Origin of the sequence: Microbacterium sp. 69-10, from assembly GCF_001897945.1 — a bacterium.
In the GTDB taxonomy this organism is placed as follows: Bacteria; Actinomycetota; Actinomycetes; order Actinomycetales; family Microbacteriaceae; genus Microbacterium.
This window is the reverse complement of record NZ_MKRT01000024.1, coordinates 551-20,584: the sequence shown is the minus strand read 5'-3', so window position 1 is coordinate 20,584 and position 20,034 is coordinate 551. Positions and strand designations below refer to the sequence as shown.

Below are 20,034 nucleotides of genomic sequence, written 5' to 3'. Positions count from 1 at the left end.
CGTCCCGAGGAAGCCGAGGACGGCGACGACGGCGCCCAGCCGCAGCGACCAGATCCACACGCCGTGGTCGGTGCGGTCGCGCCCTGGCGCAGCATCCGTCTCCCCCACGACCACACGGCCCGTCTCGTCGACCGTGTCGATGCCGTCGTGGCGACGACGCCACAGGTGGTACCAGGAGATGCCGAGCAGGAACATGCCGGCGACGACCAGCGCGCCGAGGACCGTGTGCGTGTAGGCGGCGAGGGCGGTGTTGTTGGTGAGCACGGCCCAGACGTCGGTCATGACCGGCCGACCGTCGGCTCCCATCTCCACGCCGACGGGATGCTGCATCCAGGAGTTCGCGACGATGATGAAGAACGCCGAGATCCACGATCCGATCACCGCGCACCAGAGCGCCGCGAGGTGCAGGCCCTTGCGCAGGCGGCCCCAGCCGAAGATCCAGATGCCGAGGAAGGTCGACTCGACGAAGAAGGCGAGCAGGCCCTCCATCGCCAGCGGGGCTCCGAAGACATCCCCGACGAAGCGGGAGTACTCGCTCCAGGCCATGCCGAACTGGAACTCCTGAACCAGGCCGGTCGCCACGCCGACGATGAAGTTGATCAGGTAGACCTTGCCCCAGAACTTGGTCATGCGCAGGAACTTCTCGTCTCCCGTGCGCACCCAGCGGGTCTGCATGATCGCGACCATCATGCCCAGGCCCAGCGTCAGCGGCACCATCAGGAAGTGGTAGACGGTCGTGATGCCGAACTGCCAGCGGGCGATGTCGAGCACGTCCATGCGGATCTCCTCCTCGGATCGTTCCGTGCGTCCGATCCTCTTGAATTCTACGCCTTGTAGAACTACTTCGACACACAATAGAACAATTTCGACGAGAGGTAGAATGGATGCGCCGGAAGAAACCATCACACGCACGGGAGGCGCCGATGAGCACGCTCGGAGAACTGGAACGCGCCGTCATGGACGCGCTCTGGGACGCGGACGGCTCCCTGAGCGCCTACGACGTGCAGCACACTCTGGAGGCCGACGGCCGGACCCTGGCCGCGACGACGCTGCTGACCGTGCTGTCGAGACTGGAGAAGAAGGGCTTCGTCGCATCGGATCGCTCCTCGCGACCGCATCGATACACGGCGGTCGCGTCGCGAGCCGATCACGTGGCCGAGCTGATGCACTCCGTGCTGGGCGATGCGGGCGACCGCACCGCTGTGCTCGAGCGCTTCGTGGGCGGCGTGTCGGCGGAGGATGCCGCCGTGCTGCGCCGTCTGCTCGGCGGCGCGGGCTGAGCACACGGCCATGATCGGCCCGCTGACCTCGGTCGACCACGCGCTGGCGGATCCCGGCATGTCCGGGGCCCTGGTGATCCCGCACGCGGTCGTCATCGCCGCTGCTGTCGTCTTCGGCATCGTCGCCGTCGCACTGGCGTGGCCGGTGCCGGTCGCCCTCTCCCGCGCCACGTGGCCCATGCGCGCACCCGTGATGGCGCTGCTGCTCTGGCAGGTGATCGGCCTGGCCGGAGGGCTGTCGATGATCGGCGCGCTCGCACTGGCCGGCTACGCGGCCCTTCCGCAGCATCCGTGGCTCGCCCCGATCCCCGCCGCACTGTTCACTGTGTACCTCCTGACCCATCTCGCGATCACGGTCGTGCAGGTCACGCGGCTGCGCCACCGCCACCTGGCGCTGCTCGAGATGCTCACCTCCCCGCACCCCACCCGCGCGCGCACCCGGGTGCTGGACGACGCCGTGCCCGTCGCCTACTGCCTGCCCCGCGGCGCGCGCTCCGTGACGGTGCTGTCGCAGGGTCTGCTGGACCGTCTCGATGCGGATGAGCTCGTCGCGGTCATCGCGCACGAGCGCGCCCACGTGGAGCAGCGTCACGACCTGCTGCTGCTCGCGTTCCGGGCCTGGCGCTCGGCGCTGCCCTGGTTCCCGATCGCGGCGCGCGCCGAAGTCGAGGTCGCAGCGCTGGTGGAGATGCTCGCCGACGACCATGCTCGCCGTGAGGTGCATGACGAGGTGCTGGCGCGCGCGATCCTGCAGGTGGGCGCCAGCGGCGTGCCCGGTGCGGATCAGCCGGTCTCGGGGTCGATGCGGGTCAGCGACCGGTTCCGCCGGCTCGCAGGCTGACGCGGGCATCCGCCGTCGCAGGAGCCGTGTCGCCGAGCTGCAGCACGGCGTCGCCGTCCCTGCGATCCCCGGGACGATGCGAGACCAGGACGACGATCCGATCGGCGGTCGCCGCGCGGACGTCGGCCATCATCGCCGCCGCGGTGGGCTCGTCCAGGTGAGCCGTGGGCTCGTCGAGCAGGATCACGTCGGCCCGGGTGAGCAGCGCCCGCGCCACGGCCAGCCGCTGGCGCTCCCCTCCGGACAGGGCCGACCCTCCTGCGCCGACCCGGGTGTCGAGCCCGTCGGCGAGAGAGCCCATCAGGACGCCCAGCCCGGCACGCTCCAGCACGTCGCGCATGTCACGGTCGTCGGGCGCATCATCGCGTGCGCGGGAGAGCAGCAGGTTGCCCCGGAGGGTCGAGTCGAAGACGTAGGCGTCCTGCGGGCACCAGGCGACGCGGTCCCGCCAGGCGCGCTCCTCCAGCGCGGTGAGCGGACGGTCGTCCGCGCGGATCTCGCCCGTCTCGACGGGCAGCGCCCCCATGATCGCGGACAGCACGGTGGACTTGCCCGACCCCGACGGCCCGTCCAGGACGAGCCAGCGCCCCCGCGCCGCCGTCCCCGTCACACCGGCCACGGCCGGGCGGGCGGTGCCCGGGTAGCGCACCGTGACGCGCTCGAGCGCGACCTGGCGCACGGCATCCGGATGCCCGGTCCGCCAGGCCGGAGCGGGTGCCGGCCGCAGGATCGGGTCGAGCCGCGCGAGCAGTGCGCGCAGCGACGGCATGCGCTGCGCCGACGCGACGAGAGCCGCCAGGGGCTCCAGCACGGCGAGCGCGAGCAGCGCCACGATCGATGCGGACGCCGCGGGTGCGTCCGCCGACAGCAGCGAGACGAGCACGGCCAGCAGCGCCGTGGCCGCAGTGACGACCGCGGTGCCGAGTCCTGCCGACCAGGCGGCCCGACGCTCAGCCGTCGCGAGCAGTCCGGCGTGCGCGTCGAGCTCGCGCAGGGCGCGATCGCTGACGCCGTTCCCCCGCAGATCCTCGGAAGCGGATGCCAGTGCCGAGGTGCCGCGGACGATCGCCGAGCGCGCGGCGATGCGCTCGGCTCCGGCACCGCGCTCGCTGCGGATGGCGAGTGTCGTCGCGACGATGACGGAGGCGAGCAGCAGGACGCCGACGAGCACGGTCAGGCGAGGCGTGACCGCCGCGGTCGTCGTGATCGTGCCCGCGATGACGAGGATGCCGGCGCCTATCGGCGGGATGATGCGCGGAAGCTGGTCGCGCAGGTCGTCGGCCAGCGTCACGAGGTAGTCCAGCGGGGCACCGCCCTCCAGCAGCCGGCGAGAGCCCGCGCCGCGCGCGGCGATCGCGCGCCACAGGCGCAGGCGCAGCGCATCGACGACCTGGAACGCCGCCCGGTGCGTGACGAGCCGCTCGGCATACCGCGCCACCGAGCGGCCGATGCCGAAGGCCCGCACGCCCACGATCGCGACGAGCAGGTACATGATGTACTCCTCGACGCCCGCGCGGACGATGAGCCATCCCGAGACGGCGGTGAGCGCGGCGGCGAGGCCTGCGGCGAGCGCCCCCAGCGCGACGGACGCCGCCCACAGCCGGGCGTGCGGGCGCAACAGCGCGCTCAGAGTGAGGCGGCGAGCGGGCTCGGGCGCGCGCGGCGCGCTCTCGTGCGGCTCGCTTCTGAAGGACGCCTGCACTTCTGAAGGCTGCTCGGACGCGGATCCTCCTTCAGAAGCGGCATCCTCCTTCAGGACGGAGGGCGCGGATGCCTCTCCGACCGGGATATGCCAGTCGGCGAGGGCGAGGGTCTCCGGCTCATGGCTGGCGAAGACGATCATGCAGGCCGCCGCGCGCCGGCGGATGGCATCCCGCACGAGCTGAGCGGCAGCGTGATCGAGGTGGGCGGTCGGCTCGTCGAGCACCAGCAGGCGGGCCCCGGCATCCGCTCTCGCCAGCGCGCGCGCGACGGCGAGACGCCGCAGCTCCCCCGGGCTCAGCTCGGCGACGGCTGCGTCGGCGAGCGCGCCCAGGCCGACCTCCTCGAGGGCGTCGTCGCCCCCGCCGTACAGCGCGAGCTCAGCACGCGGCGTGTCGGCGAACGCCCTGGGTGCCTGCGGCGCCCAGGCGACGGCGTCCGCTCCCCGGATCGCGCCCGTGACCTCGGCATCCGCCGGCAGCACACCGGCGAGCGCGGCGAGCAGCGTCGACTTGCCCGCGCCGCTCGGACCGGTGATCGCGGTGATCCCGTGCAGGTGCGCCGTGAAGTCGCTCAGCGTCGGCGCCTCCCGCCCGGCGTACCGGACGGTGAGCTTCTCGACGTGCACGCCGGGAGCAGGCTCCGTCCGGGCCCCGCGCGGGCGCGGCTTCGCCAGCAGGGCCCGGGCGCGGTCGAGGGCGGAGAGCCCGTCCTGTGAGGCATGGAACGCCGCTCCCACGTCGCGCATGGCCTGGAAGCACTCCGGCGCGAGGATCAGAGCGATCAGCGCCGGCTCCAGCGTCATGCTGCGGTCGAGCAGGCGCAGACCGAGCACGACCGCGACGAGGGCGACCGAGATCGTGGCGATGAGCTCCAGTGCGAGCGACGACAGGAACGCCCAGCGCAGCGTCTCCTCCGTGCGGGCGCGAAAGCGCCGCTGGATGTCGTCGAGGGCGCGTGTCTGCTCGTCGACGCGACCGAGTCCGACCAGTACGGGAAGCCCGCGCGCGAGCTCGGTGAGGTGGTCGGCGAGCCGGGTGAGCGCGGTGAGCGCGGCATCCGTCCGCTGCTGGGTGTGCTTGCCGATCAGGATCATGAACAACGGCACCAGTGGGATGGTGAGCACGATGATGAGAGCGCTGAGCCAGTCCGCGCCGAGGATCCTCACGCCAACGATCAGCGGCACCACGGCCGCCGCGATCAGCGCAGGAAGGGTCTGCACGTAGTAGTCGTCGAGATCGTCGAGCCCGTCGGCGGCCAGGACGGCCGTGCCGCCGCCGTCCGTCCCGCCCAGGGCGATGCGCCGCCACAGCCGGCTGCGCAGGTCGCGCTTGACGGTGGTGGCGATGCGCCGTGCGACGACCGAGGTCGCCCACTCGCCTCCGGCGCGCAGCAGGATGCCGAGGAGTCCGAGCAGAAGGATGATCCGGGTGGACTCCTGCGTGAGACCGGTCCCCGACAGTGCCCCGATGCCGCGCGCGACGGCCTCGGCGATGAGCACGAGCCCGACGGCGCGCGAGGCGGCCATCACGCCCAGCAGGTAGATCGAGGGCTTCGGAACCGGCCCGAGGTCCGGTCGGCGGAATCCGGGGGCACGCCGCGCCCGCTCGACCTCGGCCACCCAGGGATCGTTCGGGATCGGATCGACGCTCACTCCTGAATTCTACTGCTTGTAGAAGAATGCTCGCGCCGGATCGTTCCACCCCCGGCCGACGCGCTCGGCGCACGGGATGCTACGGTGGCGACATGCAGTGCAGGTGAGTCGCCTCCGTCCCCGCCGTCAGGCCGCCGTCCGGCGTGCCGCGGCATCCACGACCGAAGGATCCACCGTGCACCGCCCGCTGCCCCTTTCCGGACAGACCGCACTCGTCACCGGCGTCTCCCGCCGCAAGGGCATCGGCTTCGCCGTCGCCCGCGAGCTCGCGTCGCTCGGCGCCGACGTCTTCATCCATCACTTCCGTCCGCACGACACCGCCCAGCCCTGGGGCGGCGACGACCTCGAAGCCGTGCGAAACGGCATCCGCGGTGCGCTCGCGCCCGGCGCCGTCACGGCCGACCGGCACGCCGACCTCCGGGACGCGCAGGAGATCGAGGATCTGCTCGACGCCGCGACAGCGCTGACCGGCGCCGTCGACATCCTGGTGTGCAACCAGGCCCTGAGCGGGTCGGACGGCAGCATCGTGGAGATGACCGCCGACCGGCTCGACGCGCACTGGCAGACGAACGCGCGGGCGAGCCTGCTGCTGACGGCCGGGTTCGCACGCCGGAAGAGGGATGCCGGAGCATCCGCACCTTTCGGCGCGCCCACCGGCCGGGTGATCTGGATGACCTCGGGTCAGGGAGACGGTCCGATGCGCGACGAGGTCGCCTACGCGACGAGCAAGGCCGGTCTGGCGGGCGTGACCCGCACGGTCGCCGCCGAGCTCCTCGACCTCGGCATCGTCCTGAACACGATCAACCCGGGACCCGTGAACACCGGCTACCTCGACCCGGAGACCACGGACCGCGACCTGAGCTGGCTCCCGGGGTTCCTGGAGACCACTCCGTTCGGCCGGTTCGGCCGGCCGGAGGACCCCGCCCGCCTGATCGGCTGGCTGTGCTCCGATGCCGGATCGTGGGTCGTCGGGCAGGTGCTCAGCAGCGACGGCGGCTTCGCCCTGCGATGAGGAGGATGTCATGACCCTGCAGCCCTACACCTCGCTCCCCGTCAGCCAGGACGACGTGAGCTACGCCTACGGTCCGGACTCGTTCTCCTCCCCCGGCGTCGTCCCCGGCCGCATCGAGCGGTTCACGATCGATGACAGCATCGCGTACCCCGGCACGACCCGCTCGGTCTGGGTGCACGTGCCGGCCGGCCACGACTCGCTGCTTCCGGCATCCGTGATGCTCTGGGCCACGGCATCTGCGGAGGGAGCTCCGGCGGCGACGCGGCGTTCACGGCCGGCTGGCGGCGACCGGAGGTCTTCCGCCGCGTCATCGCGTTCAACCCGAGCTTCGCGCAGATGCCGGACGGCAATCCGTACCCGCGGCTTCTGCGCGACGGCGCGCGCCGCGATCTGCGCATCCTGCTGCACGCCGCGCACCGGGACATCGGCTGGAACGATCCGGAGTGGAACTGGTTCGCGGAGTCCCTGGAGACTGCGGCAGCTCTCGCCCGGACCGGGCACGACGTGCGCCTGGTCGTCGGCGACGGAGGGCACAGCCCGAATCACGGCGGCGTGCTGCTGCCGGATGCCCTGCGCTGGCTGTGGCGCTGAGCGCGCCCCGTCAGGTCCTTCGCGCCTCGATGAGGTGCCGGGAGGAGTGATCCACGAACACGCCGCCCCGCTGGATCTGCTCGTGCAGGTCGCGAAGGCGGTCGCGGTGCGCGTCGACGGTGAAGCCGGGAACCCACCAGACCAGCTTGCGCAGCAGGTAGACCACCGCGCCGACATCCCTGATCTCGATCCGCAGACGCGCGGTGCGCAGGTCGACGATCTCCAGGCCGGCTGCGCGTGCGGCATCCGCCTCGGCCTGCGGATCACGGCCCTGGCGCTCCCTGGGGAGGGGCCCGAGGAAGTACTCGATCAGCTCGAATCCGCTCGCGGGCCCCACGTGCTGCGCGAGGTAGGTGCCGCCAGGGCTCAGGACACGCGCGATCTCCTCCCAGTCCGGTGAGACCGGATGGCGGCTGGTGACGAGGTCGAAGCCGCCTGCCGCGAAGGGCAGCGGCGCGCCCGGCGCGGTCTGCACGACGGCGACGCCGCGGGGATGCAGGCGTGCCGTGGCCTGCGCGGCGTTGGGCGGCCATGCCTCGGTCGCCACGGCGACCGGAGGGAAGACGGACGCCTCGGCCAGCACCTCCCCGCCGCCGGTGTCGAGATCGAGGGCCGCGCGTGCGGATGCCCAGCGCTCCGCGAGCAGGCGCGCGTATCCCCAGGGCGGACGCTCCTCGGTGGCCCGCCCGTCGAGCCAGTCGAAGCCCCAGCCGGTGACGTCGGCAGCTTCCGCATCCGCGATGAGTTCCTCGAAGGTGTCGGCCATCCTTCGATCCTCACACGTTCAGCGGGCCGCCGCGTCCCATTCCCGGAGGATGCCGATGATCGCCGCGGACGTCGCATTCGGTGCATCCGCCATGACGACGTGACCGGCGCCGGGGATCGCGTGCAGGCGCACGCCCTCGGCGCCGGCCCATGCCTGCATCGCCTTCCGGATGTTGCCCGTGCGGTCCTCCGCGCCTACGACCAGTCCCACCGGCACCGGCGAGCGGTACTCCGGATCGGGTCCGACGAACGAGGCGGTCGCGCGCCACACGTCGATGAACACGGACTTCGGCATCCGGGCGAAGGTCGCACGAATGGACTCGACCGCCTCGGGCGTCATCGCCGAGGCGTCCGCCATCAGCCCCGCCAGCTTCGACGACGGGATGAGACGAAGCATGGGTGCAGCCATCCGCAGCCCGATCCGCTCGCCCCGGCTGAGCGGACCGGTGTTCCAGGTCGTTCCGACGGCGATCAGTCCGCTCGCACGGAGGGGGTGTGCGCGCACGAACGCCTGCGAGAGGTTCCCGCCCAGTGAGTGCCCGACCAGGATCGGGCTCTCGAGTCGCAGCTCGTCGATGAGAGCGCCCAGGTCGTCCAGTGCGTCCCGCGCCGTGAAGCGGGCGCCGGCCGCGAGTGTCGAGGCGCCGTGCGCGCGCAGATCCCAGTGGATGCTGCGGAACCCGGCATCCTGCACGGCCTCCGCCTGCGCGGCGAACGAGGCCGCGTCCATGCCCGCACCGTGCGTGAACACGACGGGCCTGCCCGAACCGCCCCCGTCGACGTAGCGGATGGTCGCCGTACCGCGCTCGAGGATGCCTTCCATATCTCGAGCCTAGGAGAGCGGTCCGCTCAGGAGGCCGACGCCGGCTTCGCGGGTTCGGGGAACATGGCGGTGAACAGGTTGCCCACCCACTCGATCAGTTCCGCATCCAGCGGCATCGGCACGACGAGGGCCTCTCCCCCGCCGACCAGCTTGGCCTTCGGGTACAGCCGCGCCAGGCGCACCTTCATGGAGTCCTCGAAGCGCGCCGGCGCGATGCGCAGGTTCGAGCCCATCGCCACCACATCCGTGAGGCCTGCGCGGGCCGCCCGGCGCCGCAGCCGTGCGACGGTCACCAGCGTCTCGACCTCCTCGGGAAGCGCGCCGTAGCGGTCGATGAGCTCTTCGGTGACCAGGTCGATCGCGTCCTCGGCCGCACCGGCACCGGCTGCGGCGGAGAGCTTCTGATAGGCCTCCAGACGCAGCCGCTCGCTGTCGATGTAGTGCTCGGGGATGCGGGCGTCGACCGGCAGCTCCAGGCGCAGCTCGACATCCGACGAGGTCTCCTCGCCGCGGAACGTCGCCACGGCCTCGCCGATCATGCGCAGGTACAGGTCGAAGCCGACGCCGGCGATGTGGCCGGCCTGCTCGGCGCCCAGCAGATTGCCCGCGCCGCGCAGCTCGAGGTCCTTCAGCGCGACCTGCATGCCCGAGCCGAGATCGTTGTTCACCGCGATCGTCTGCAGACGGTCGGCCGCCGTCTCGCTGAGCGGCTTGGCGTCGTCGTAGAGGAAGTACGCGTATGCACGCTCGCGACCGCGGCCCACACGACCGCGCAGCTGGTGCAGCTGCGACAGGCCGTACTTGTCGGCCTTGTCGATGATGATCGTGTTGGCGTTGGAGATGTCCAGGCCCGTCTCGATGATCGTCGTCGACACGAGCACGTCGTACTTGCGCTCCCAGAAGTCGTCGACGACCTGCTCCAGCTGGTGCTCGCCCATCTTGCCGTGCGCCACGGCGATGCGCGCCTCGGGCACGAGCTCGGCGAGCTCGGATGCCACGCGCTGGATGGACTGCACGCGGTTGTGCACGAAGAACACCTGGCCCTCGCGGAGGATCTCGCGCCGGATCGCCGCGGCGATCTGCTTGTCGCTGCGCGGACCGACGAACGAGAGGATCGGATGCCGGTCCTCCGGCGGGGTCTGCAGGGTCGACATCTCGCGGATGCCGGTGACCGCCATCTCGAGCGTGCGCGGGATCGGCGTGGCGCTCATCGCGAGGATGTCGACATTGGTCTTCATCTTCTTCAGCGCGTCCTTGTGCTCGACGCCGAAGCGCTGCTCCTCGTCGATGATCATCAGGCCCAGATCCTTGAAGATCACCTGGTCGGTGAGGATGCGGTGCGTGCCGATGACCATGTCGACCGACCCGTCCACGAGCCCCTGCAGCGTGAGCCGGGCCTCCTTGTCGGTCTGGAAGCGCGAGAGCGGACGCACCTTCACCGGGAAGCCGGCGAAGCGCTCGGTGAAGGTCTCGAGGTGCTGCTTGACCAGCAGGGTGGTCGGCACCAGCATGGCGACCTGCTTGCCCTCCTGGATGGCCTTGAAGGCGGCGCGCACGGCCACCTCGGTCTTGCCGAAGCCGACATCGCCGGAGAGCAGCCGGTCCATGGGGATGGGTCGCTCCATGTCGGCCTTGATCTCGTCGATCGTCTGGAGCTGGTCGTGCGTTTCGGCGAACGGGAACGCCTCCTCCAGCTCGCGCTGCCAGGGGGTGTCCGGCCCGAAGGCGTAGCCCTTCGAGTTCACCCGCGCCGAGTACAGCTTGACCAGTTCCACGGCGATGTCGCGCACGGCCTTGCGGGCCTTGCCCTTCGCCGCCGACCAGTCGCTGCCGCCCATCTTCGACAGTGCGGGCGCCTCGCCGCCGACGTACTTCGAGAGCAGGTCGAGCTGGTCGGTGGGCACGAACAGCTTGTCCCCGGGGTAGCCGCGCTTGGACGGCGCGTACTCCAGCACCAGGTACTCGCGGGTGGACTTGACGGCGTTGCGCCCGCCAGAGGACACCTCGCGCTTGGTCATCTCGACGAACCGTCCGATGCCGTGCGTGGTGTGCACGACGTAGTCGCCCTGCTTGAGCTGCAGCGGGTCGACGACGTTGCGACGACGGGACGCCAGCTTCTTCACGACGCGCTGGTCGCCGCCGATCGTGCGGCCGTAGAACTCGCTGTCGGTGAGCACGGCGAGCCTCGCCTCGGGCACCTGGAAGCCGGACTCGACCGAGCCGACCACGAGCGAGGCGATCCCGCCCTCGGGCGCGTCGACGAGGTCCTCGAGGATGCGCGCGGCGAGGCCGCGGTCGCTCAGCACGTCGCGGGCGCGCTCCACGAGCCCGTGGCCGGAGGCGATCACGACGACGCGCCATCCCTCGCCCAGTCGCGCCTCGACGAAGGCGATCGCGCCGTCGACGTTGCCGTGGAAGGACGGGATGATCGAGGAGTCGAGGTTCGCGGCGTCGGCATCGTCGATCGCGAACGGACTGAGCCGCCACCACACGCCCTCGCGTCCGCGCACGATGTCGCGCAGCTGCGCGATGGTGCGGAAGTCGCCTGCGCCGAGGTCGATCGGAGCGGATGCCCCGGATGTGGCCGCGCTCCATGCGGCGTCCAGGAACTCCCGGTTGGTCTCCCCGAGGTTCTGGGCGCGCGTGCTGGCGCGCTCGGGGTCGACGATCGCCGCGGCGGATCCTTCGGGCAGGTACTCGGCCAGCGTCACCAGCGGTCCAGCGACGGCGGGGAGCAGCGACTCCATTCCCTCGACCGGGATGCCCTCGGCCATCTTCTCGAGCATCCCCGAGATCGCCGGGAACCTGCCGACCAGTGCGGCCGCGCGCTCGCGCACGTCTGCGGTCAGCAGCAGCTCGCGGCTGGCGGGCAGTTCGACGGATGCCACGTCGCCCGGTAGGGAGCGCTGGTCGGCGACCGAGAAGGCACGGATCTGATCGACCTCGTCGCCGAAGAACTCCACGCGGGCCGGGTGATCGGCCGTGGGCGGGAAGACGTCCAGGATGCCGCCGCGCACGGCGAACTCGCCACGACGCGAGACCATGTCCACGCGGGAGTAGGCACGCTCGACGAGCTGCTCCACGGCGTCCTCGAGCTCGACGCCGCGCCCTCCGACGCGGAGCTCGAGCGGAGCCGCGTCGCCGAGGTTCGCGGCGACCGGCTGCAGCGCGGCGCGCACGGAGGCGACCACGACCAGCGGCTTCTCGCCGGACCAGGTGCGGATCCGGCGCAGCGTCTCCAGCCGGCGCCCCACCGTGTCGGGGCTGGGGCTCAGGCGCTCGTGCGGCAGCGTCTCCCAGGCGGGGAACGTCAGGATCTCAGCATCCGCGAGATAGGTGCCCAGAGCAGCGGCGACCGATTCGGCGCGGCGGCCGGTCGGCGTCACGACGAGGGCGGATGCCGGATGCCCCGCCTGCGCGCGCTTGCGCAGCAGGCCCGCGATGACCGGGGCGTCGAGCCCGTCGACCACCGAGATCTCGCCGTCGGTCTGCGCCCAGGTGAGGGCGTCACGATAGAGGTTCGCCTCTTCCAAGGCGCGCAGAATCCCCGGAACAGTCACCGGAACATACTATTCGGCCGCGCCGACATCGGGATCTGACGGACGCCGCCGCGCGGCTCGGAAGCCCTCGACGCCCAGCAGCGCGAGCGCCACGGCGAGGATCAGGTAGACGACGGCATCCGCTCCCTGCATCCGCTCGCCGAGCACGAACGCGACGCCGACCAGCAGCACCGGCTCGACGTAGGTGAGCAGGCCGAACACCGGCATGGTCAGCATCGTCGACGCGCCCAGGTACAGCACCATCCCGATCCCGCCGAGCAGGCCCACCAGGGCCAGGCCGGCGAGCTCAGGCAGCGGCAGCCGCCCCGGCGTCGCCGTGAGGAACACGACCGCGGCGACCGGCGACATGACGGCCAGCTCCACGCCGAACACGAGCGGCCCGTCGAGCCCGAAGCGCTGCCGCAGCACGAAGTACACGGCGTAGGGGATGCAGATCACGATGGTCACCCACGACAGCTGCGGCGTCGCCGCGAACTTCACCACCACGGCCAGCAGGGCGAGCGCGACCACGCACCACTGCACCCGGCTCACGGGCGCGTGCAGGATGAAGCGCCCGCCGAGCACCAGCGTGATCGGCAGCAGCAGGTAGCCGAGCGAGGCATCCAGCCCGTGCCCGTGCATGGGCGCCCACATGAACAGCCACAGCTGGAATCCGACGATCGATGCGAGCAGCAGGGCGAGCAGCGGCATCCACCAGCGGGCGCGCAGGCGGCGGAACAGCACCCGCAGGGCCTCGCGCGCCGCGGGATGCCACAGCGCCAGGAGATACAGCGCCAGCGTCACGAACACCCGCCAGGCCCAGACGACCTCGGCGGTCGAGCTCAGCTGCGCGGTCAGGTAGAAGATGCTCGCGAAGAGCACGGATGCCAGCAGGGACACGAGCACGCCCCTGGGCGATGAGCGCTGCATCGGCACGGCCGTCCTCCCCGGGCTGACGGCGGAACGGCCGTGCCACAAGCGTACCGATCGGCCCGTACGCTGGGCGGATGGAACCCGTCACATTGCGCACCGAACGCCTCGTCCTGAGCATCCCGACCGAAGCGGACATCGACGCGATCACCGCGGCCTGCCAGGACCCCGAGGTGCCGCGCTGGACGACGGTGCCCAGCCCGTACTCGCGGAGGAACGCCGAGGACTTCGTCGGGCTCGTCGCCTCGTGGTGGGCGGACGGCGTCGAGACGGTCTGGGCGATCCGCAGGGACGGCGCGCTCGCGGGCATGATCGGCCTGCACAAGGTGGCGCTGCGTCCGGACGGCGGCGATGCCGAGATCGGGTTCTGGGGCACCGATGCGCACCGCGGCCAGGGAGTCATGACCGAGGCCGCGCGCGCCGTCGTGGACTTCGGGTTCGGCGAGCTGGGGCTCGCCCGTGTCGAATGGCGAGCGGTGGTCGGCAACATCCCGTCGGCGCGCACGGCCCGGGCTCTCGGCTTCCGGTACGAGGGGATGCTGCGCCAGGGGCACTCCAGCCCGCGCGGCCGCGACGACGCCTGGATCGCCGGGCTCCTGGCATCCGACGACCGCACTCCCGCGGAGTGGCCGGTGCTCTGAGGCGCTGGCCGTTGTCGGGTGCGGATGACAGGATGTCTGCATGCCCGAGATGCCGGAGGTGCAGGGGCTCGTCGACTTCCTCGGCGAGCGCGCGGTGGGACACGCGATCACGCGCACGAGCGTGGGCGAGATCGCGGCTCTGAAGACCTACGATCCTCCGAACACCGCGCTGCACGGCGCAACAGTCACGGCGACCGCGAGGTACGGCAAGTTCGTCGACATCGCCTGCGGCGATGACCTTCACCTCGTGTTCCATCTGGCGAAGGCCGGCTGGCTGCGCTGGTACGACACCCTGCCGACGACGCTGATCAAGCCCGGACGCAGCCCGATCGCGCTGCGGATCGCGCTGGACGACGGCAGCGGGTTCGATCTCACCGAGGCCGGTACGAAGAAGTCGCTCGCGGTCTATGTCGTGCGCGATCCTCAGGACGTGCCCGGAATCGCACGGCTCGGTCCCGATCCCCTGGATCCGTCGTTCACGCGCGACGTCTTCGCATCACTGCTCGCGGGAAGGCGGATGCAGATCAAGGGCCTGCTGCGCGATCAGGGCGTGATCGCGGGCATCGGGAACGCCTACAGCGACGAGATCCTGCACGTCGCGAAGATGTCGCCGTACGCGCCGTCCGGCAACCTCGACGACGAGGCCATCGACCGCCTCTACACGGCCATGCAGGACACGCTGCGCGATGCTGTCCGGGTTGCCTCCGGCAAGCCGCCGTCGGATCTGAAGGATGCCAAGCGCGCCGGCTTCCGGGTGCACGCACGCCGCGGCGAGGCCTGCCCGGTCTGCGGCGACACTGTGCGCAGCGTGTTCTTCGCCGACCGCAGCCTGGAGTACTGCCCCACCTGCCAGACCGGCGGCAAGCCGCTCGCCGACCGCCGGCTCTCCCGGCTGCTGAAGTGAGTTGTATTACCGGGAATGAATCATCGGATGCCGCGTTGACTAGACTCAGAGCATCAACGTGCTCCGGGGTCGGTGTGAATCCGAACCGGCGGTGACAGTCCGCGAACGCCTGGTCACAGGCGCCGATCCGGTGGAACTCCGGAACCGACGGTGATGCGAGCAGCAGCTCGCTAGTCCGGAGGAGAGGCAGCACGTGCGACGCGTCGAGCGTGCCGCCGGACCCCGGGAATCCAGAGAGAGACGACCGATGGCATCCAGCGAGGCGGAACGCGAGGCGATGACGCGAGCCCTGGTGCTGGCGCTGAACGGCCCGCGCGGGCTGAACCCGCAGGTCGGTGCCGTGATCCTCTCCCCCGCCGGAGAGGTGATCGCCGAGGGCTGGCACCGCGGTTCCGGCACCCCGCACGCCGAGGTCGATGCGCTCTCGAAGCTCTCCCCCGGTCAGGCCCGCGGCGCCACCGCGGTCGTCACGCTCGAGCCCTGCAACCACACCGGTCGCACGGGCCCCTGCTCCCAGGCGCTCATCGACGCCGGCGTCTCGCGGGTGATCTACGCGCTCGACGATCCGGGCCAGGCATCCGGCGGCGGAGCCGAGCGCATGCGCGCGGCCGGCCTCGATGTCGAATCCGGCGAGCAGCAGAACGCGGCGCGCGCGCTCATCGCCGACTGGCTCACCGTGCAGCGGCTGGGCCGCCCGCACGTCACCGTCAAATGGGCGCAGAGCCTGGACGGCCGGGCCGCAGCATCCGACGGCACCAGCCAGTGGATCACCGGACCCGCCGCCCGCGCCGATGTGCACCGCCGCCGCGCGGCGTCCGACGCGATCGTCGTCGGCACCGGAACGGTGCTCGCCGACGACCCGTCGCTCACCGCCCGCGACGGCGACGACCTCTACGAGCACCAGCCGATCCCCGTCGTTCTCGGCTCCCGCCCGACCCCGGCGGACGCCGCGGTGCGCCGCCACCCGCACGAGCCGCTGTTCTACGACACCCGCGACCTCGCCGTGGTGCTCGACGACCTTCGCGAGCGCGGCGTGCAGCGCGTGTTCGTGGAGGGCGGGCCGACGCTCGCCAGCGCGTTCATCGCCGCAGGGCTCGCGGACACCGTGCTGGCGTACCTCGCGCCGGTGCTGCTCGGCGGCGCGCGTCTCGCGCTCACCGACATCGGCGTCGACACCATCGCAGATGCCCGTCGCCTCACGATCGACGAATGGCTGCCCCTCGGCGACGACCTGCTCGCGGTCGCCCGCCCTTCAGTTCTGGAAGAGAGAAGCTGATGTTCACCGGAATCATCGAGGAGATCGGCGAGATCGCCGCGATCGCGCCGTCGGGAGACGGCTGGCGCCTGAGCGTGCGCGCCCCGAAGGCGGCATCCGACGCGGTGCACGGCGAGTCGATCGCCGTGAGCGGCGTGTGCCTGACCGTGGTGGGCTCCACCGCCGACACCTTCGACGCGGATGTCATGAAGCAGACCCTCGACGTCTCGGCCCTCGGCGCCCTCGACGTCGGCTCCCGCGTGAACATCGAGAAGGCCATGCCGGTCGGGGCCCGCCTGGGCGGCCACATCGTGCAGGGGCACGTCGACGGCACCGGCTCCGTCCTGGAGGTGCGCCCCGGCGACCAGTGGCGCGTGCTGCGCATCTCGCTGCCCGCCGACCTGGCCGCTCTCGTCGTCGACAAGGGCTCGATCAGCGTCGCCGGCACCTCGCTCACGGTCAGTGCCGTCAGCGACGTCGCCGAGCCGGACGCGTGGTTCGAGGTCTCCCTCATCCCCGAGACGCTCGAGGCGACGATCCTCGGAGCGCTCACCCCCGGCGACGTGGTCAACCTCGAGACCGACATCCTGGCCCGTCACGTCGAGCGCCTGCTCGCGTTCCGCACTCTCCCGGAAGGAGGCTCCCGATGAGCCTTTCCACCATCGACGCCGCCCTCGACGCACTGCGAGCCGGCCGTCCCGTGATCGTCGCCGACGATGAGAACCGCGAGAACGAGGGCGACATCATCATCTCCGCGGAGCTCGCGACCCCCGCGGTGATGGCCTTCATGGTGCGCTGGACGTCGGGTCTGATCTGCGCGCCGATGCCCGCCGACCTCGCCGACAGCCTCAACCTCCCGCCCATGGTGGAGAGCAACGAGGATGCCCGCTCCACCGCCTACACGGTCAGCGTGGATGCGGCCGAGGGCGTGACCACGGGCATCAGCGCGCACGACCGCGCGCACACCCTGAACGTGCTCGCCGACCCGTCCTCCACCGCCACGAGCATCATCCGCCCCGGGCACATCCTCCCGCTGCGCGCCGTCGACGGCGGCGTGCGCGAGCGCGGCGGTCACACCGAGGCCGCGGTGGAGCTGATGCGCCTGGCGGGCCTGCACCCGGTCGGTGCGATCGCCGAGGTCGTCGCCGAGGACGGCAGCATGATGCGACTGCCTGCGCTGCAGGAGCTGGGCGCCCGCGAGGACATCCCGGTGATCACCATCGAGCAGCTCATCCGGCATCTGAACGAGATCGACCCCCGCGACGAGGCCGACTGCCGCGCGAAGAAGACCGCCCGTCGCGTCAGCCTGCGCGCCGACGCGACCGTGCCGACCGAGCACGGGACCTTCCGGTTCCTCGCCTACAAGGATCGTGTCACCGGCACCGATCACATCGCGGTCGTCTCGGGCACGCCCGGCGAGACAGCCCTGGTGCGGGTGCACTCCGAGTGCCTGACCGGCGAGGCCTTCGGTTCGCAGAAGTGCGAGTGCGGCCCGCAGCTGCAGGCTGCGCTGGATCGCATCGACGCCGAGGGCGGCGTGGTCATCTACATGCGCGGCCACGAGGGGCGCGGCATCGGCCTGATCAACAAGCTGCGCGCCTACAGCCTGCAGGAGGAGGGCCTCGACACCGTCGACGCCAACCTCGCGCTCGGCCTCCCCGCCGACGCCCGCGATTACGCGGCGGCCGCCGGCATCCTCTCCGACCTCGGCGTGTCCAAGGTGCGACTGCTGACCAACAACACCGACAAGGTCAAGCAGCTGCGCGAGCTGGGCCTTGACGTCGTCGAGCAGGTGCCGCTGATCGTCGGCGTCGGCCCCAACAACCACCAGTACCTCGAGACCAAGCGCGATCGCATGGGCCACATCATCGGCGAGTCCGAGCTGGCCGATGCCCTCGCCCACGGAAAGGACGACGCATGAGCGGCGCCGGAGCACCCACCCCTCTCACCCCGGTCGACGGCACCGGCCTGCGGGTCGTCGTGATCGCCGGCACCTGGCACGAGGTCATCTCCAACGGCCTCATCGCCGGTGCGCAGCGCACGCTGGACGCCGCCGGAGCCGAGCACACCCTGGTGCGCGTGCCCGGGTCGTTCGAGCTGGCCGTCGCCGCGCAGGCCGCGTTCGCCGGTGGAGCGGATGCCGTCGTCGCCCTCGGCGTCATCATCCGCGGCGGGACGCCTCACTTCGAGTACGTCTCGGCGGCCACCACCGATGGCCTCACCCGCGTCTCGCTCGACGCCGGCAAGCCGGTCGGCTTCGGCCTGCTCACGCTCGACGACGAGCAGCAGGGCCTCGACCGCGCGGGTCTGCCCGGCTCGCAGGAGGACAAGGGCGCCGAGGCCGCGGATGCCGCGCTGCGCACCGCGCGCGTGATCGCGGACCTGCGGGGCTGAGCCCCTCACGACGGGCTCAGCGGAACCGGTGCAGGTCCGCTGGGCCCGTTCGCGTATCACGTTCCGCCACGGACGGTTCCTGGATAGCCTGGACCGCATGGGAACCCTCCGCGAGATCGTCGTCTTCCTCCACATCATCGGCTTCGCCACTCTCTTCGGCGCCTGGGCCGCCCAGGCGTTCGGCGGCAAGAAGCAGTTCACGCAGCTCATGAACGTCGGTCTGGCGATCGCCGGCATCGCCGGTCTGCTGCTCGCCTGGCCGATGGGCCTGTTCGAACCGGGCGCGGGCTTCTACATCAAGATCACCGTCAAGCTCGTGGTGCTGGTCGTGATCGGAGCCCTCATCGGCATCGGCATGGCCCGCCAGAAGCGCGGCGAGGCCGTGCCCGCCGGAATGTTCTGGAGTGTCGGGGTGCTCGCCCTGCTCAACGCGGGTCTCGGGCTGTTCTGGCACTGAGCGGATCCGCGCACCGCGCGTAACGCTGCACGCTGGACCTGCTTCATCGGTCGTAGACTCCCAGCAGTTCCCTAGGGACTGCCACCGGAGGAGCATCACATGACCACGACCAGCGCGCCCGCCAATCCCCGATCCCGGGTGATCCTCGCGAGCCTCATCGGCACGACGATCGAGTTCTACGACTTCTACGCGTATGCCACCGCTGCCGTGCTGGTTTTCCCGATCCTGTTCTTCCCGACGGGCAACGACACCACGGCACTGCTGTCGTCGTTCGCCGTGTTCGGCGCCGCGATGGTCGCGCGCCCCATCGGTGCGATGGTCTACGGACACTTCGGCGACAAGTTCGGCCGCAAGGCGACCCTCGTGGCGTCGCTGCTGACGATGGGCATCGCCACGTTCCTGATCGGCCTGCTGCCCACGTTCCAGCAGATCGGATGGTGGGCCGCGCTCCTCCTGCTGGTGCTGCGCCTCGCCCAGGGCTTCGCGCTCGGCGGCGAGTGGTCGGGGGCGGCTCTGGTCGCCACCGAGAACGCGCCGTCCGGCAAGCGCGCCTGGTACGGCACCTTCCCCCAGCTGGGCGCGCCGCTCGGGTTCATCATCGCGAACGGTCTGTTCCTCATCATCAACTTCGCCCTGCCGCATCAGTCGGATCCGGCGCTGAAGTCCGAAGCCTTCCTGAGCTGGGGCTGGCGGGTGCCCTTCCTGTTCTCGGCCGTGATGGTGATCATCGGGCTGTGGGTCCGGCTCAAGCTCGTCGAGTCCGACACCTTCAGGAAGGCGGCGGACAAGGGCGTCATCCGCAAGCTGCCCCTCGCGACGGTGTTCCGCCACCACTGGAAGCAGCTCATCCTCGGCACGTTCATCATGCTGGCGACGTACGTGCTGTTCTACCTGATGACGAACTTCACGCTCAGCTACGGCACCAAGGCTGCATCTCTCGAAGCGGCCTCCGCCGCGGCCAAGGCCACCGCAGAGGCCAAGGGGGCGACGTTCGACGCCGCCGCCTTCGCCGCGCAGTTCTATCCGGGCCAGGGCTTCGGCTACACCAACTTCGTGCTGATGCAGATCGTCGGCGTGGTCTTCTTCGGCATCTTCACCATGGTGTCCGGCCCCTGGGCGGACCGGATCGGCCGCCGCAAGCTGCTGATCGGCGTGACTGTCGCGATCATCCTGTTCGGGTTCACGTTCCCGCTCTTCCTCGGGCAGTCGGCGACGGAGCCGGGTGCGGTGCCGCTGACCCAGGCGTT

General features: G+C 71.0%; 18 protein-coding genes and 1 pseudogene (1 of these 19 running past the window's edge). 12 read left to right on the top strand and 7 right to left on the bottom strand.

The features are described from left to right. Positions 1-777 (bottom strand): annotated as a pseudogene (locus BGN97_RS11020) (cytochrome ubiquinol oxidase subunit I); it reaches 791 nt to the left of the window's first position. 146 nt (positions 778-923) lie between these two features. Here BGN97_RS11020 and BGN97_RS11015 point away from each other — a divergent pair. Together BGN97_RS11015 and BGN97_RS11010 are read left to right on the top strand one after the other, a co-directional pair. After that, positions 924-1,280 carry a BlaI/MecI/CopY family transcriptional regulator gene (locus BGN97_RS11015; protein WP_285634214.1) on the top strand — a complete coding sequence of 119 codons (357 nt, stop codon included), beginning with the start codon at positions 924-926 and terminating at the stop codon, positions 1,278-1,280. 10 nt (positions 1,281-1,290) lie between these two features. Next, complete coding sequence (locus BGN97_RS11010; protein WP_292701273.1) at positions 1,291-2,121, top strand: M56 family metallopeptidase; 831 nt, start codon at positions 1,291-1,293, stop codon at positions 2,119-2,121. Here the strand turns inward: BGN97_RS11010 and cydC are convergent. Beyond that, positions 2,090-5,476, bottom strand: coding sequence for a thiol reductant ABC exporter subunit CydC (cydC, locus tag BGN97_RS11005; protein ID WP_292701271.1), 3,387 nt, complete (start codon positions 5,474-5,476; stop codon positions 2,090-2,092). The genes BGN97_RS11010 and cydC overlap by 32 nt on opposite strands. Before the next feature lie 175 nt (positions 5,477-5,651). Here cydC and BGN97_RS11000 point away from each other — a divergent pair, with 175 nt between their 5' ends. Beyond that, complete coding sequence (locus BGN97_RS11000; RefSeq protein WP_292701269.1) at positions 5,652-6,488, top strand: SDR family oxidoreductase; 837 nt, start codon at positions 5,652-5,654, stop codon at positions 6,486-6,488. Between the two features lie 66 nt (positions 6,489-6,554). Here BGN97_RS11000 and BGN97_RS10995 read toward each other — a convergent pair whose 3' ends face one another. Beyond that, positions 6,555-6,719: a hypothetical protein gene (locus BGN97_RS10995; RefSeq protein WP_292701267.1), complete on the bottom strand. Its 165-nt coding sequence runs from the start codon at positions 6,717-6,719 to the stop codon at positions 6,555-6,557. Positions 6,720-6,824: 105 nt separating this feature from the next. Between BGN97_RS10995 and BGN97_RS10990 the strand changes: the two genes are divergently transcribed. Further along, a complete protein-coding gene (locus BGN97_RS10990) occupies positions 6,825-7,079 on the top strand; it encodes a hypothetical protein (protein WP_292701265.1) in 255 nt (84 codons plus the stop codon). A gap of 10 nt (positions 7,080-7,089) precedes the next feature. Here the strand turns inward: BGN97_RS10990 and BGN97_RS10985 are convergent, their stop codons facing one another. From BGN97_RS10985 to BGN97_RS10970, 4 genes are read right to left on the bottom strand one after another with little or no spacing between them, the layout of a single operon-like run. After that, positions 7,090-7,845 (bottom strand): methyltransferase domain-containing protein, encoded by a 756-nt coding sequence (locus tag BGN97_RS10985; protein ID WP_292701263.1) that lies wholly within the window; start codon positions 7,843-7,845, stop codon positions 7,090-7,092. Positions 7,846-7,863: 18 nt separating this feature from the next. Further along, positions 7,864-8,667, bottom strand: coding sequence for an alpha/beta hydrolase (locus BGN97_RS10980; protein WP_292701261.1), 804 nt, complete (start codon positions 8,665-8,667; stop codon positions 7,864-7,866). A 26-nt stretch (positions 8,668-8,693) separates the two neighbouring features. Further along, positions 8,694-12,227, bottom strand: coding sequence for a transcription-repair coupling factor (mfd, locus tag BGN97_RS10975; protein ID WP_292701259.1), 3,534 nt, complete (start codon positions 12,225-12,227; stop codon positions 8,694-8,696). A 9-nt stretch (positions 12,228-12,236) separates the two neighbouring features. Continuing rightward, positions 12,237-13,112, bottom strand: coding sequence for a permease (locus BGN97_RS10970; RefSeq protein ID WP_292701257.1), 876 nt, complete (start codon positions 13,110-13,112; stop codon positions 12,237-12,239). 101 nt (positions 13,113-13,213) lie between these two features. Between BGN97_RS10970 and BGN97_RS10965 the strand changes: the two genes are divergently transcribed. The 8 genes from BGN97_RS10965 to BGN97_RS10930 all read left to right on the top strand — a co-directional run. Then, positions 13,214-13,777 carry a GNAT family protein gene (locus BGN97_RS10965; RefSeq protein WP_292701255.1) on the top strand — a complete coding sequence of 188 codons (564 nt, stop codon included), beginning with the start codon at positions 13,214-13,216 and terminating at the stop codon, positions 13,775-13,777. Between the two features lie 40 nt (positions 13,778-13,817). After that, the gene (locus BGN97_RS10960) at positions 13,818-14,681 is read left to right on the top strand and encodes a DNA-formamidopyrimidine glycosylase family protein (RefSeq protein WP_292701253.1); all 864 of its coding nucleotides are present in this window, start codon (positions 13,818-13,820) and stop codon (positions 14,679-14,681) included. 247 nt (positions 14,682-14,928) lie between these two features. Further along, complete coding sequence (gene ribD / locus BGN97_RS10955) at positions 14,929-15,957, top strand: bifunctional diaminohydroxyphosphoribosylaminopyrimidine deaminase/5-amino-6-(5-phosphoribosylamino)uracil reductase RibD (RefSeq protein ID WP_292701251.1); 1,029 nt, start codon at positions 14,929-14,931, stop codon at positions 15,955-15,957. After that, the gene (locus BGN97_RS10950; protein WP_292701249.1) at positions 15,957-16,586 is read left to right on the top strand and encodes a riboflavin synthase; all 630 of its coding nucleotides are present in this window, start codon (positions 15,957-15,959) and stop codon (positions 16,584-16,586) included. Before ribD ends, BGN97_RS10950 begins: the two co-directional genes overlap by 1 nt. Continuing rightward, positions 16,583-17,857: a GTP cyclohydrolase II gene (gene ribA, locus BGN97_RS10945; RefSeq protein ID WP_292701247.1), complete on the top strand. Its 1,275-nt coding sequence runs from the start codon at positions 16,583-16,585 to the stop codon at positions 17,855-17,857. Before BGN97_RS10950 ends, ribA begins: the two co-directional genes overlap by 4 nt. Then, on the top strand, positions 17,854-18,330 hold the full coding sequence (gene ribH / locus BGN97_RS10940; protein WP_285634252.1) for a 6,7-dimethyl-8-ribityllumazine synthase: 477 nt from the start codon (positions 17,854-17,856) through the stop codon (positions 18,328-18,330). The genes ribA and ribH overlap by 4 nt, the downstream gene beginning before the upstream one ends. A 97-nt stretch (positions 18,331-18,427) precedes the next feature. Further along, the gene (locus BGN97_RS10935) at positions 18,428-18,787 is read left to right on the top strand and encodes a Fe-S protein (RefSeq protein ID WP_292701243.1); all 360 of its coding nucleotides are present in this window, start codon (positions 18,428-18,430) and stop codon (positions 18,785-18,787) included. 99 nt (positions 18,788-18,886) lie between these two features. Then, positions 18,887-20,034 (top strand): MFS transporter (locus BGN97_RS10930; protein WP_292701241.1); only part of this gene is annotated, 1,148 nt, incomplete at its 3' end.